The organism is Sphingobacterium sp. UBA7038 (assembly GCF_002494055.1).
Lineage (GTDB): Bacteria > Bacteroidota > Bacteroidia > Sphingobacteriales > Sphingobacteriaceae > Sphingobacterium > Sphingobacterium multivorum.
Genome location: NZ_DLAV01000013.1, coordinates 197,174 through 211,064, shown reverse-complemented (window position 1 = coordinate 211,064; position 13,891 = coordinate 197,174). Strand labels below are relative to the sequence as shown.

Annotated in this window: 13 protein-coding genes; 1 reads left to right on the top strand and 12 read right to left on the bottom strand. The window is 38.7% G+C overall.

Annotated elements, in window-relative coordinates; genetic code table 11:
* Positions 1–52 precede the first annotated feature (52 nt).
* The 4 genes from B3H30_RS07930 to B3H30_RS07915 form a co-directional block, all read right to left on the bottom strand.
* The gene (locus B3H30_RS07930) at positions 53–1,423 is read right to left on the bottom strand and encodes a RagB/SusD family nutrient uptake outer membrane protein (RefSeq protein ID WP_286833862.1); all 1,371 of its coding nucleotides are present in this window, start codon (positions 1,421–1,423) and stop codon (positions 53–55) included.
* An 11-nt stretch (positions 1,424–1,434) separates the two neighbouring features.
* The gene (locus B3H30_RS07925; protein ID WP_286833860.1) at positions 1,435–4,578 is read right to left on the bottom strand and encodes a SusC/RagA family TonB-linked outer membrane protein; all 3,144 of its coding nucleotides are present in this window, start codon (positions 4,576–4,578) and stop codon (positions 1,435–1,437) included.
* 31 nt (positions 4,579–4,609) lie between these two features.
* On the bottom strand, positions 4,610–5,365 hold the full coding sequence (locus tag B3H30_RS07920) for a TlpA family protein disulfide reductase (protein ID WP_286776683.1): 756 nt from the start codon (positions 5,363–5,365) through the stop codon (positions 4,610–4,612).
* A 108-nt stretch (positions 5,366–5,473) separates the two neighbouring features.
* Entirely contained in the window at positions 5,474–5,848 is a 375-nt protein-coding gene (locus B3H30_RS07915) for a hypothetical protein (RefSeq protein ID WP_145329882.1), read from the bottom strand.
* Positions 5,849–6,474: 626 nt separating this feature from the next.
* On the opposite strand from B3H30_RS07915, the gene B3H30_RS07910 reads away from it, so the two are divergent.
* Positions 6,475–6,720, top strand: a complete 246-nt coding sequence (locus B3H30_RS07910) for a helix-turn-helix domain-containing protein (RefSeq protein WP_145329880.1) — start codon at positions 6,475–6,477, stop codon at positions 6,718–6,720.
* 311 nt (positions 6,721–7,031) lie between these two features.
* On the opposite strand, the gene B3H30_RS07905 is transcribed toward B3H30_RS07910, so the two are convergent.
* From B3H30_RS07905 to B3H30_RS07870, 8 genes are all read right to left on the bottom strand, one after another.
* Positions 7,032–7,178, bottom strand: a complete 147-nt coding sequence (locus B3H30_RS07905; protein WP_158638944.1) for a hypothetical protein — start codon at positions 7,176–7,178, stop codon at positions 7,032–7,034.
* A 510-nt stretch (positions 7,179–7,688) separates the two neighbouring features.
* Entirely contained in the window at positions 7,689–7,946 is a 258-nt protein-coding gene (locus B3H30_RS07900; RefSeq protein WP_145329878.1) for a Txe/YoeB family addiction module toxin, read from the bottom strand.
* 1 nt (position 7,947) lies between these two features.
* Positions 7,948–8,202 (bottom strand): type II toxin-antitoxin system Phd/YefM family antitoxin, encoded by a 255-nt coding sequence (locus B3H30_RS07895; protein WP_145329876.1) that lies wholly within the window; start codon positions 8,200–8,202, stop codon positions 7,948–7,950.
* Positions 8,203–8,249: 47 nt separating this feature from the next.
* Positions 8,250–8,837, bottom strand: a complete 588-nt coding sequence (locus B3H30_RS07890) for a hypothetical protein (protein ID WP_145329874.1) — start codon at positions 8,835–8,837, stop codon at positions 8,250–8,252.
* 306 nt (positions 8,838–9,143) lie between these two features.
* Positions 9,144–9,584 carry a hypothetical protein gene (locus B3H30_RS07885; protein ID WP_145329872.1) on the bottom strand — a complete coding sequence of 147 codons (441 nt, stop codon included), beginning with the start codon at positions 9,582–9,584 and terminating at the stop codon, positions 9,144–9,146.
* Positions 9,585–9,677: 93 nt separating this feature from the next.
* Complete coding sequence (locus tag B3H30_RS07880; protein ID WP_145329870.1) at positions 9,678–10,997, bottom strand: DUF4302 domain-containing protein; 1,320 nt, start codon at positions 10,995–10,997, stop codon at positions 9,678–9,680.
* A 3-nt stretch (positions 10,998–11,000) separates the two neighbouring features.
* A complete protein-coding gene (locus B3H30_RS07875; protein WP_145329868.1) occupies positions 11,001–12,392 on the bottom strand; it encodes a substrate import-associated zinc metallohydrolase lipoprotein in 1,392 nt (463 codons plus the stop codon).
* A gap of 5 nt (positions 12,393–12,397) precedes the next feature.
* The gene (locus B3H30_RS07870; protein WP_145329866.1) at positions 12,398–13,885 is read right to left on the bottom strand and encodes a RagB/SusD family nutrient uptake outer membrane protein; all 1,488 of its coding nucleotides are present in this window, start codon (positions 13,883–13,885) and stop codon (positions 12,398–12,400) included.
* Positions 13,886–13,891 lie beyond the last annotated feature (6 nt).

The window sequence follows — 13,891 nt, the reverse complement described above, 5'->3', positions numbered from 1 at the left end:
TAGGAATAGTATTGGGGTATATCGCCCCAGTACTATTCTCTTATTAAAGGACCTATCTGGGGTTCTGTTCCATCCCCGTCATTTCCAACACATCTTCAGGCAAAGCAATTGCATAGCGCTTATCATTTGGAAGTAGTACAAAGTCTTGACCACTGATTTTACGAGAAAGTGTTATTCCGGCACCATCTCTATTCAAGCGCTTGATATCCGACCAACGCAGCCCACGAAACACTAACTCTTTTCGCCTTTCATTCAAGATCGTACCAAGAGCTATGTTCGCATCAGTGAATACAAAGGGTTTAAAGGTATTTTTATCCCAGCGCTTTATCATCAACTGATTTAGTGTTTCAGCTGCTTTTTCAGGTTCTCCTAAACGAGCCTGACATTCAGCGACAATCAGCAACAGTTCGCTGGACGTGACCCCTGTAATAAGCCCCTGATGTCCCATATGTGTACCTTTAAAAAATACATCGCCTTTATCATCTAGCCTAAAATAGATATTTTTTCGAAGATCATCCGCTGCGTACAGCAGATAAAGATCTTTTTCTATCCGAGCTATATTTAGGTTAACGATATTGGAGGCATACATCCTTGTAAAAAAGACAACTTCCGCACTTGTCTGATTCGTAGCCGGTATCGGGAAACTTGCAGCGGCGGACAGATCATTAAAATCAATCAAATCACTATGGAGCTTCAGTGCCTGTTGCACATTAGCTAGAGCTTTCTCATACTCCCCCATTATTAAATAAGCCCGAGCCAACAAGCCATATGCGGCAGCCTTTGTCGGAAGCGCAGGAGAAGATTCAGCGATAGGTAACAAAGGTAGCGCCGCCTGTAAATCGGATAAAATTAAATCATAAGTCTGCTGTACAGTTGCTCTTTTTGAAGGTAAATTCATATCAGGATCAAGCCGCAATACCATACCCAAATCCTTATCGGCAGTTTTAGCATCATATGCGGGTGCCCATACCTGTACTCCATCCAAATAACGGGCTGCCCTAAAAACTAGTGCCTGCCCCCGGACTTCATTTGCCTCGCCACTAGACAGACCGTTGTCATCCAAGCCCTTAAGTATCGAATTGGACACATAAATACCTTTATAGCAATAATACCATTCATGGCCTCCACCAGATACTGCACGCGTCACATAATCGGGCTGCCAACTGTACAGACGTTTATCACTATCGTAATACAGCCCGTTATAGTCAGCATCTGTCAGACTAAAATCACAACTGCTAGTCTCTCCCAAAGAGAGATAATTGGAGTTTACTGTCGCCCAATCATTCAAAAGTGCCTTATAATCTGACACGGTCACAGGTATCCCTAAACTCTTATCTGATTTTTCTTCTAAAAATTTATTACAGCCCCCAAGGCAAAAAATAAGCAGGGGGAGAAATAAGACTTTATTCCATATTCTTTTCATAAACTTTTTCTTTAAATGCTTGTTTTTACCCCCACTGAATAGCTCCGCGGTACAATTGTCCGACCGCTTCCCAAGTTAAAATCCGGATCAATACCAGCTTTATTAGCCTTCCATAGTATACCAATATTTTGTATATTAATATAAATATGCAATCTTTTAAATCCTTTGAAAGTGGGGAGATCATACCCAAAATTGATATATTGCAATCGAATGTGATCACCTTTTTCGACTAGAACACTAGCCCCTTCATAAAATCGGTCTCTATTACTATTTGTGGTGTACGGATTAACGGGAATATCTGTAATTAATTCGTCTCCTGGGTTTTGCCATCGATACGCATAATCACTATGACCTCTTCCACTATTAAATAGATTGGTGTAATTAATGGAGGAACGTCGGAACCAATAGCCCAATTTGTAAGTAACGCCAATTTGAAAACTAAAATCTTTATACGAAACCGAATTTTGCAAATTACCAAACAGGGTCGGTATAGCCGATCCATGATAGTTCAGATCTTCCTCCTTAGTACCAGTCCCCGTAATCGCGGTATAATCCTTACTGACCTCACCGTTCAGATACCCTTGTGCTTCGCCAGTATTCGGATCTAGCCCCGCCCATTTATAACTATAGATCGCGTATACCGGTTTCCCCTTTATCCCCGAAATTGGAGGGGTCGCAACATTTACGTATTGCTGTGCCAACGTGCGTGATATCAGGTAATCGTCGATTACATCCTTATATTGGCTCATGTTCAAGGTACTATTCCATTTTAAATGGGTGTGGTCTATATTTTTTGTGGTCAGCTCTAAATCCCATCCCTGTCCATGCATGTTGGCCACATTTCGTTGCATCGAAGTATTTACACCTGTAGTCAAGTCGATCGGAGCTTGGCCAAACAAGTTGCGCCCCCATTTATGATAAAATTCCAATGCACCCACTACGCGATTATTCTTTGTTCTAAAATCAAGTGCGATATTGAGCATTTTACTCGTTTCCCACCTCAACAGGGGATTATAGAAATTCACAAATGCAGCTGAGGGATCACCTGTAAATACAGAAGGAGAAGAGAAAGCAATGGTATTTACAGCCACCATCGCCGGATCTATATTACCGCTGAAACCATAGGAAGTCCTGAGATTAAGATAAGATACTAAACCTGTGTTGAAGAATTTCTCATTGGAGATTTTCCATGCGGCACCTGCTGACCAAAAAGGATTCCATTGATCATTTGTTTTTAGGCCAAATAGATTAGATGCATCGCGGCGTATACTACCAGAAAGCGTATATCTGTTGTCAAAACTATACGCCGCATTGGCAAACTGAGAAACAAACCTTGTAACCGTTTCGCTCAGTGTCTGACTATTCGGAACATAGTCCATAGCACCAGTAATAACAGTCGGATAAGAGGTTTTATAATCTATATTTCCAAATGTTAAATTATCCGGATTGTATCCATAGAACCTGTTGTTGTTCGACTCTTGCCGAGCATCCCGCATTTCAGCACCAGCAATGGCGGTAATCATATGCTTACCAAAACTACGGTCAAAACTGAGCGTCCCACGTAGATTGCTCGCATGCATTAAGGACGCGCTTTTATCAAGTATTCCACCAACAGATATTATATATTCGACTTTATTGTTCTGAAGCTGTGTAAAGCGGTTCACATAATCACGTGCCATATAACTATATTGATCGGCAAAGCTTGTTCCCAAGCCGTGCGCTTGTTCATATTGATAATTTCCGGCTATTTTCAGCCCCTTGATAATTTCATAGTTTAGCTCGATGGTCCCTAATAAATCTGTCGCCGGACTTCTGCGTATCTGATGCTCCGAGTCCACCAATGGGTAATAACTCCAATCCAGTAGCCTACCATCCCCAAATGATTCAATAAAACTCTGCCTATAGTTTCGTGGAACCGTTAGAGCCTGACCATTTTGATCAGCAATACGCGTATATGGAAAAAGATTGGAGATATCATTATATCCATTGCGCCCAGACTTTGTATCTGTCTGTGTATAATACAGATTTGTGGCAACAGAAAATTGCTTACTAATCTCATAAGCTTGTTGAAACCGCAAATTGATACGCTCGTAACGATCACCCAGTGTTCCAATATTTCGATCATAGCCTACCGACGAAAGCCAAGAAAACTTTGCAGCTCCTCCCGACCCCGATAAAAAATACTGTTGTTTATAAGCTGGTTTATACACATAGCGATCCAACTGATCACGTACATCAACACCGCTCAATTCATTGATTTTAGACAGAGCTTCCCCCTCGGATATTTTTCCATTATCTGCCAGATCAAGCATATCGATTACAGGACTTAATAACGGTCTACTGGTCGAGCCGATTTTACTTTTATAAAATCCACGACTGTATAATTCCTGTTCTACATCTATAAAATCTGACGACGACATCTGAGGGATATAATAGAGGTCAGGTTTTGCATCCACGGTACTGTTGGCATTGATTTCAAAAGAGATGGGCCTATCTAACTTTCCCTTTTTCGTTGTGATCACAATCACACCATTTGCTGCCCTAGCTCCCCAAATACTGGATGCAGCAGCATCCTTCAGAATCGTTATATTTTCAACACTATTCGGATTTATATTACTGATATCACCGTCATATGGAAAATTGTCAACTACGATCAAAGGATCTTTAGGACCATTGATGGTGCTCAAGCCGCGGACTATGAGCTGAGGACTAGACTGACTTCGGCCAGCATCCATAACAAGACTATTTGCCACTACAGGTAACCTTGAAAGAATATCCGTACCCACCTGTTTGTTAAACAGTTCCTTTCCAACGGTTGAAAAAGAACCCGTAGCCCTTTCTTTCGGTATGGCCTGATATCCTGTCGATACAATAACCTCCTCGAGTTGTGTTGTCCGTGCTTTTAGTTTTACAATGAGCCTAGTAGTTGATGCGTCGAAGGCTACTGTGTGACTGGCATAACCAAGATGCTTAAGAACTAGCGTACCTTGGTGTGCTCTGGTATGAAATTCAAACTTTCCGTTCTTATCTGTTAAAACGCCACTATTAACGTGGCTCTCCTTAACAGATACGCCACTTATAGCCTGCCCTAGACTATCCAACACTGTTCCCTTTATCAAGACTTGTCCTTGTAGATGCGTTCCTAGAATCAACATACTACAAATTAGCATAATAGTTCTTACCATCTTATTTATCTAAAAATGGTGCTACATAATTCCTGTCCAATAGATTACGATAGGATACCGTCTGCAGTATACCATATTTATTGATCCAATAGTACATCGGATACCCACCCGGTTGAAGCAATTGATCCAAATAGCTACTTTCAATTATGGATGAAAATGATTCCAGTCCCAATCCCTGAATCCACTCATTTTTTAGAAAGCGATGGATACTTGAATAATTATTTTTTGTTTTTATACCATTCACCATAACCACTGTCAGTTCATCCTTATAAAGCTGTTTGTAATAGTTGATTTCTTTTTGATGCAGAAAACATGTATAACAGCCAATCATCCAAAAATCGAGCACCAATAGCTTTCCCTTATATTCTTGGAGATTTCTACGCACAGTATCCCCATTGATATAAAAGAGATGTTCTTTCGTCCAGAACTCTTCCGGGACTTTACGACCAACTTGTAACGGCACAATATCGGATTGTTTGGTTAACTGCCCATCGGCCCCGCTGTCCTTGCGGGGCGTCTGAGCTGATAAACTAAACATAGAAACTACTGCGATGCAACAGAGCATTACCCGACCAATACCTGCCGAATTTCTACATTTCATCGGATTTTCATCGGGGCGGCATCGGGTTTTAATCGGTATGGCCCGATGAAATCCCGATGAAAACTCGGAGCCAATAGCATAAAAGGCAGAAGTTGGGGCGAAGTTGGTCAGGCAAAAGACAGAAGAAAGTGGCCTTAACATTCGCTTGATTTGCACAGGCCTTGTTCTTAAGTAGTGCGTGGCAAGCACTTGAAATATATAGCTGATATAAAGCCTTAAGAAGGTTAATAATTTAAGGGTATTCATAATTTTGTTTGTTAGTGGTTATTTCGATAAACGACAGAAAAAATCAACGATTTTTTTGCTCATTTCCAGCTTCTTGGCTATACGCTCCTTGGCTTTTGCCGAGAGTTCGAGCTTAGAGAGAGCGATATGACGATAATTGGCGACACAGTATGCGATCAATACACGATACAGTTCCGTTGCGAACTCGTACATCTCTTCATCTATGTAAGACCAGTCTTTTTGCATTTCGTCATTCACATATGTACCCAATAGCTCCAAGATATTGTCAGATATTGTATCCAGTGCATATCTATTCCAAAACGTTTCGATCTCCTTTATAGGGTCGTAATCGGCCTTGTGAACATCATAAATCAAACGGTCAAAAGCAAATTGTAGCGCCAAAATCCTGTTCATATTTCAGTCTTGCAAACCGCAACCTAAAGCACATAGAGTCCCTTTCCGACCGAAATCAGTTTTTTACGGGGCCTGACTATGCTCAGGTTACATAAGTAAAAATTAATTCATTCTGGGAAGCCAGAGCGCGTTTGATTGAGGGGTCACAAAGGTATATATATTGGCATTACGCGTTCCATGGCAAGGGAAGACAAATCTTATTTGTCCAGACCATCCGAGCTACTCGGGGGCCGCAATGATGTTTTTTGATTGTTGCTTTTTGTTCATAACTCGTTTTTATGGTTAAACGAGTCTTGCTGGAAGGCAGCTAAATTAAAGAGGGGGCTGCATCCCGTGCTCCAAAAGATTCTCAGGCCTAAAGTTGCGCCGGGTGAACAGCAGCCCCACACTTCAATGAATTAAATGCAAAAATAGCACTTTTCATTGAAAGCGTGAGATATTTCTGCTGCCTTGCCACTTGGCCTGAGAATGGAGCTGCAAGACTTTTAAATATCTATATTTTCAATATTTTAATTAAAACTTATATCATATTCTAATTAACAAACTAATGAGACAAATATAAAAAACAACACAATAGTAAACAAATTTGTTGACCATTTTTTTTTCAATATGTCGATTTTAACTAAATGGATCAAAATCAAAAAGCATTTCGCACCAAATTAGGAAAACGTATTGAACAACTTCGAATTGAGAAAAAAATAGAACAGGGAGAGCTAGCTTCCATATTAAATAAAGATAAACAATTTATAAATCGTTATGAACGTCAGGGAGCAAACCCTACAGCATTTATTCTGGTCCAGATATCAGATGCACTTGGGGTGACCCCAAATGATCTTTTAGATTTCTCTAAGGTGGATAAGCCAAGTGATTAACGGAGAGGAAGACAAACTCCATTGAAATTACAAGTTCGACAATTCTTCAAAGACGTGGTAAAGACGCTATACCTCTACCCCTTTAATACTATATACGAAAGCTTTAGTCTTCCTCCTCCATATTTTCACTTCCCCTCTCAAAAGAATTTTGAGTGGTGGCGATAATCAATGATTCTGCAGTGCTGGGATTCAAATATTTGCTTATATATTTTACTCAGCCATCATAATTAGGTAACTGGTTATGATGGCTAAATAAAAAAAAAGCCACTCCCGAAAGAATGGCTACAAAAATATTTTATAAATAAAAAATTCTATTTCAGCTCCTCTACCTGTTCGATAGTCAGCCCTAAAGCCTTAGCAATATCTTCTACAGCTACACCAATTTTCTTAAATTCTAACGCTGATTTAAGCTTTTCAGCTTCAGCTTCGGCCCGCTCTTCCAATCTACCTTTTTCCATACCCCTTTTCAGCATACGCAATCGTAGCGTTATAAACACGTATTTGTTCTAAGTTTGATATGTATGACATCTTCTCTTTCGGCGTTAAATTTGCCAGTTCTCCTATAGCAAAACTAAGCTAAATATCAATACAAAAGAAATTGAAAGATGTCTCATCCAATTGTCTATGAAAGAACATTGATTGATCAAAGTTAAAAAACAGCTAGATTAGTTTCTGCATCTACATGTCCTAGTCTGCAAAAACTGACTACTTAATCCAGTAAAAATAGCTGTTACACAAATTTTTCAGATTAAATATATCGTTGATAAGCCCTTCTAATTTGTTAAACAAGCTTGACAATGTAGATCTTACATTTCAAACATAATTTTTCCGATCTGCGTAGTTATCAATATGAAATTTTACAATAGACAAATTGCTTCCTAAATACCAGATCGAAACACAATGTTTGTCGTTGGAAGATATGTAGGGAAAAAAGTACTGTTCGACTTGATTTAGACGCTCCAATGCGATCAATCATAATGGAACCTGCATTTAGCAATTAAAATCTGGTTTTCCTCGTATTTGTAGATCAGTCGGTGTTCTTCATCAATGCGGCGTGACCAGAATCCGGAATACTTATGTTTTAAGGGTTCGGGCTTACCCAACCCTTCGAATGGGGTCCTTGCGATATCTTTCAACAGTTCGTTGATCTTTTTCAGTTTCTTCTTATCTGTCTGTTGCCAGTACAGATAATCTTCCCAAGATTCATCCACGAAAACATACTTCATATTACTCCTCCGACAACTGCTTCTCAAACGATTTTCCAGCTTTCAACTTTTCAATCGCTGCATCAAGACGCAGTTCATTTGTTCGGGAAGATAATTCATGGTTTGTTGCCATCAAGGAATTATATTCTTCAAGCGACATAACAACAATACCCGAATCTTTACCTCGATTAATAATTAAGGTTTCAAAGTTTTTGGAAACCTTATCCAGATAGCGTTTTATGTCTTTCCGGAAATCAGATACACTAGCAATCAACATAACAAGTACTTTTATCTGTACAAAGATACGTACAAATTATTGACAAATTAAATTTCGTTACGCCATCTTGGAATTAGAAAGAAAAAAGCTATTCCCGAAAGAATGGCTCTGCAATATTTTGTTATCTCATTTCTCCAAAAACCAATTTCTTTATGGGTTACCTGTCGTCCCTCTACTTTTTGATCAATATCCCTTGTTATCAATTGAAGTCCTCCCTTGTCAAGAGCATAACGGTATTTGGAATTTGATTGTCCACCATCATATTTGAACTGAACATTGATAAAATTACCTTCCAATTCGAAGGTACCTCTTGATTCTTCAAGTGACTGGCCCGGGTCTTGAATATGATATTTTTCACCAATTGAGAAAACACTACCACGTTCAGGAGCTATAAATATCACACTATCTTTATCGAAGAAATGTATTTCCTTAACTAACGTAGGATAGAACCCTCGTTCAGACAGAAATTTATTCACATCTACAGTTTCCTCTACTAAGCCATTAACAGGATCGGTGTATTTCATATAAATACTTTTAATTTTCCAATCGCCCAAAAGTGGATTTAACTCGGCTTTTTCTTTCTTACATCCTAGAAAGAAAACAATCAGGGGAACAATAAACAATAATCTTTTCATTGTTTGTTTGGTTAAATACATTGTTTTCTAATTTACCAATAAATGCTTATGGTAAATACAAATAATTTAATTGGCGGATACAGTTAATTTGAACCAACAAAAGAACATTCAAACTTCACTAATTTCAGTTCCCTTCAAACTAATACGATCTAACAACAATCATCTAATAATAGACATAATTGGGGTCACTTCCTCTTCATAATCTAAGAAAGTGACCTCCAACTAATACGCTTTGAGATTGTCTAAATACAACTCGTCATTTCTATCCAACAGAGTACCCCAATATACTCCAATTAATAAAGACATTTAATTCACAGCTGTTAAGACGCCATTATTCCAATTATTTAAAACTAAGTTTCCCCATTCGGAACCTTGTCCGTAGTAGATTGTTCCTTCAAAATGTGAAAAAGTAGATGTTTCAAGGGCCAGTTCTGTCGGCAGAGGCTGCCCAGGTAAAGGGAACTCTAAATTTTCCTGTATTGGGCCTGATATACTTCCAACTAACTGCCCCGAAACTGAATTGACGGGAAGCATATAATATAATCCTCCCCCATTAGGTATAGAATAGGATATCCATCCTCCTTGAAACAATTGAGTATCTTTATCGAAATACAATTCCCCTGTTTTCCCCTCACTATCAAACGCGATCAAAATATCGTTAATAGAACCTGAACCAGGTGTTGTCTGGCCCTTCACACCGAAAAAGGTTCCTATTGCCAACATTAAAATTAAGATTACTTTTTTCATAAAAAAATTTTATTAAATGGTTAAAAAATGACGTTAAAAACGGTCATCGTCAACTTCTATTCTGATGACCGTTTCTAAAGATTATTATATAAACTAATTTCCTAGTTTACCATATAACATATTCAATGGATTAGAAGCTGATATTATTCCTGCAATAGGATAGACTATAGTCGCATTCTGACTTGAAACCCAGTCAATAAGAAATTCTCTTTCATCGCCCGTGCCAAACAAATTATCAACAGGTGCAACCTGAACCGCTCTAGTATTCCAATTATTTCCACCGTCAATACCAATTCTCTTTAATTTAAGTTTATTTCCATCTTGCGTATATTGATAACTAGCAGAAGCTACAAATGCTGATGCTCCCGAATTATATCCTATATAGAAAATTGCTGTCGTACTATTTGTAAATGCAAAATACATTGAAGTAATATTACGCCCAGAAGCTGTAAATAGCTCTCTTACTTTATTAAAAATATGAACATTCGCAGTAACGCCGGGAATTGCGTCTGAAGTAATTCTTTTATTTGCTTTGTTGTAGCCGAAAGTCGTTAGGATCGGTAGGATAGGGACATCGTTACTCTTAACTTCTGTTTGTTTGCCTTCTACATCAATTAATAATAACTTATTATCTTTTATAACTCCATTGATAAAATTAGAAGTTCCCACCTGCATGGCAATTGGAAAAGTGAATCCATATATGTCAAAACCAAATTTTCCTACAAGTGAATTTACTTCTCCATCACTACCCATAAATTCTGCACTAACTTTCTTAGAATTGTTATCAACGACAAAACTAATCTTGTTTTGAATACCATCGAGTTGGATATATGGAAATTTAATTGCAGAAATCAATGACGTATTATCTGATATTACTGAAGTATATGAGTTGATAAAAGTCTGTTCTTCATCTTCTGACAACCTAGTCAATACAAAATTATTTTTATATCGCTTTCCTTTCAAAAAAACGGAGTCCTGGCTCGAACGCACATACTCAAATTCTACATCACTCTGTAAACCATTGGCAGCAGTTGCTCCGAGCACTTTAGCACCAGGATCACTTAACAGTGAGATATAATTATACGTATCGAAAATCAATGAGGCATCCATCACCCATTTTGTTCTATACGTTGATGCTTTCATTGTTCCTGAGGTTGTACTGTTAATATCAGAAAGCATTTGTATTGTATTATCTTCATTAAACTTTACATAGAAAGAATATCCTCCTCCCAAAGAGGTAGTCAGTACACCTTTCCATCCGTTTACACCTGAGACCAGCTTATCCTGCAATTCAGCCAATCGTTCTCCTGCTCTTGCTTCGGGAGAAGCATCAAACAATTCCTGCACTTCAGTTTTTCTACAGGAAGTCAGTGCCCATACGGCTATAAATAATATTAAAAACCTTTTCATCATCTATTACTTATTAATAACACCAAAAACATAATTATCCGGGGCTCCTTTTACATAAAAACCACCAAAAGTCATAAAATCAGCAGCCTCCACATCGTGATGGATCCAGTCTACCACAAAGGTATTCGAGGTCAGATAATTCTGTAGTACGGTCACCCCCGCGCCTATCACCCCTGCATTCCCATAAACACCATCAGTTCCACGCTGAGCAACTTTAGTAAGCGTCATCTCGTTAGCAGCGTTGATTGCATAGGTATATGAATAATTAGCATAATAAGTGGTATTGGCAGTATTGGTGTATTGTACAACAAGCTCCATCTGATTTCCAGAAGAAAATTTGAATTCGATATTATCTAGTCTTCTATTCGCTCCTCCTACAGCTGCAATACCTGATTTAACGGCTTCATAAATACTGTTAAAGGCTGTAGATGTCTGGTATTTTGAATTGTATATAGCTAGAGGATCTACTTTTATACCTGAGACCAAGGTACCTTTACGCATCCAGTATCCCAACGAGAATGCGTCCTTCTCGTTATACTGATCTATCACCACCCGGGCAAACTCCTGTTGCAACGCTCTAAAATCGATATTGTAAAACTCCTTAAAGTAATCGACGACAAGTGCCTCTTTACGCTTTAATTTTGCGTACGCATCGGCACCGGAAGCTTTTGCATAATCGTCATAATACATTTGCCCTTCCACAATAAGATGCGCAACTACTTCAGCAAAATCCTCCGTATAGGCACTTCTGGCATATCGGGAAATAAAACCAAGCGATCTTGATATCGACTCCGGGTTAGTCGTCGTATTAGTCCAATCGGCCTCATAGTCTGCTTTGGTAACCTGCTCAAAAGACGGTGGTATAGCAATCATCTGGTTGATAATATGCGTAAATTCATGATGAATGGTTCGCATTTTTCTTCTGATATCAGACGAATTGTTAAAATCCAACTCGTTCAATTCATACAGGACAACCTTTCGTCCACCTTCCGCAGTTCCCAAAGTAATACTGCCATTTGTATTGTAAGATGGAGAGCCATAAAGTACAAACTGCTTCGGTGTATACGTTTTAATGAATGTCGGGCCTGCCACCTTTTCGTAAACCTTTATATAGGTATTTAAAATAGCCTCAGCAGTGGGCTTTACTCGGTCAAGTTCAATCGGCGATATATTTCTGGCAGGATCAGTTTCGTTCCTGTCAAAACGATAGACCAGTTCGATATTATAAGGATTGGTCAAACTCGATGTTATCCAATTATCCAACTCAGATTTGACCGGTGAATCAATATTATATTGTGCCAAATCCACATGCAACGTCTCGTCCTTCCGACAAGATTGAAAAGCTGGGATACATAAAATCGCACAAACTGTTTTTATTAAGATACTTTTCTTTTTCATAACTATTATCTAGGATTTAACTCAATACCAGCCAAAGTAGCTTGCTGTGGAATCTGAAACAGACGGTGGTTGTCTTCCGGCTTTAATTCAACATAAGTTTCCGTACCATCTGCCGCAATTAAATTGTGCTTCACAGTAATTTTATGGCGAAGGATATCCATCCAGCGAATACCTTCCAATAAAAACATTTTCTTTTTGATATCAAGTAAAGATGCAAGCATCGCACTTTTATCATCCTCCAGACCTGTGAAGGTTTTTGCTTTATCTAACGTCAATCCATTACTTGTAACATTGAAATTAACAATCCGGGAACGACCGATCACGTTTAAATCATTGATCGCATTAGTATAGTCACCTTTTTGGATATAGGCTTCAGCCCGGTTGGCCAGCGCTTCATCAGTCGTAAACAGTGGCATCATGATATACGGGTACCCAATCCCTGCGGCCACATTAGAGTAATGAAAATATTCTTTGTACTTATTGGGTGTATAGTGTGGGGCTCCCCAACTTCCTAGTCGGTTTCTAAATGCTGGACCGAAAGGTGTATTTCCCGCCCATTCATTTTTCTTTTGTTCTCCGAATCCATATAAACATTTTCCAAATCCACTATCCCGATGATAAGTAGAATAACAATTGGCCAACAATAAATTAAATGGCTTTTCAGCTTTTGTATATTCTTGACTATGTTCAGCATAGGACAAATTGTAAAGATTACCAGCATATTGTCTGATATTATCGTAAAAATTATTGTCCGGAAAAATTGCTGAGACATGTGTAATAACCTTATCCCAATCTCCTTTAAATAAATAGAAACGCGCGGCGAAAGCATGAGCAGCCTGTGGGTTAAAATGATATTTAGGAACTTGCCATACCCCGCCCGCCAACAATGGTAAACCTTCTTCCAAATCCTTTTCTATTTTAGCATATGTGGCAGCTACAGTTTCCCGTTCATATTGCCCCATAACAATCGTTTCAGGTTTCGTGACATAAGGAATTCCGGGGCTTTCATTATTACCATTGATCTCGTAAGCTTTTGAAAACAACGTTACCAGCATAAAATGTGAATATGCTCGAGCAACTAAAGCTTCTCCCTTATATTGATTGATCTTCTCAGGTTTAAAACCACCTTCTTCGATTGATTCCAATGCCTGATTTGCTGCAGCAATCGCCTCATAGCAACCGTTCCAGTATTGTACGGGCGTACTGTTTCCAGAACCATCGGGGTCCTTCCATAAATACAAATCAATCATAGGCTGATTCAAATGTGATCCTTGTCCTGGCCCCTTATCTTCGAAATTGTCCGTTGCAGATTCCGTAAAAAAATAGCTGTAGCCAGGATACGCCGAAACCAACAATTGAGCTACTTTGTCGACTGTATTAATTTCTGTTCGCATATCGGGATTTTCATCCAAAAACTTATTACACGAGCTAAATAATAGACATCCCATTGTCAACAAAAGGGCTCGTTTTATATAATGTTTGTTCTTTTTCATTTTTAT

What these genes read in the sequence shown, in the direction of transcription:
- B3H30_RS07925 (WP_286833860.1), bottom strand. Translation starts at nt 4,578, where the DNA reads ATGTTGATTCTAGGAACGCATCTACAAGGACAAGTCTTGATAAAGGGA.
- B3H30_RS07880 (WP_145329870.1), bottom strand. Translation starts at nt 10,997, where the DNA reads ATGATGAAAAGGTTTTTAATATTATTTATAGCCGTATGGGCACTGACT.
- B3H30_RS07885 (WP_145329872.1), bottom strand. Translation starts at nt 9,584, where the DNA reads ATGAAAAAAGTAATCTTAATTTTAATGTTGGCAATAGGAACCTTTTTC.
- B3H30_RS07870 (WP_145329866.1), bottom strand. Translation starts at nt 13,885, where the DNA reads ATGAAAAAGAACAAACATTATATAAAACGAGCCCTTTTGTTGACAATG.
- B3H30_RS07905 (WP_158638944.1), bottom strand. Translation starts at nt 7,178, where the DNA reads ATGGAAAAAGGTAGATTGGAAGAGCGGGCCGAAGCTGAAGCTGAAAAG.
- B3H30_RS07895 (WP_145329876.1), bottom strand. Translation starts at nt 8,202, where the DNA reads ATGTTGATTGCTAGTGTATCTGATTTCCGGAAAGACATAAAACGCTAT.
- B3H30_RS07915 (WP_145329882.1), bottom strand. Translation starts at nt 5,848, where the DNA reads ATGAACAGGATTTTGGCGCTACAATTTGCTTTTGACCGTTTGATTTAT.
- B3H30_RS07875 (WP_145329868.1), bottom strand. Translation starts at nt 12,392, where the DNA reads ATGAAAAAGAAAAGTATCTTAATAAAAACAGTTTGTGCGATTTTATGT.
- B3H30_RS07900 (WP_145329878.1), bottom strand. Translation starts at nt 7,946, where the DNA reads ATGAAGTATGTTTTCGTGGATGAATCTTGGGAAGATTATCTGTACTGG.
- B3H30_RS07910 (WP_145329880.1), top strand. Translation starts at nt 6,475, where the DNA reads ATGGATCAAAATCAAAAAGCATTTCGCACCAAATTAGGAAAACGTATT.
- B3H30_RS07930 (WP_286833862.1), bottom strand. Translation starts at nt 1,423, where the DNA reads ATGAAAAGAATATGGAATAAAGTCTTATTTCTCCCCCTGCTTATTTTT.
- B3H30_RS07890 (WP_145329874.1), bottom strand. Translation starts at nt 8,837, where the DNA reads ATGAAAAGATTATTGTTTATTGTTCCCCTGATTGTTTTCTTTCTAGGA.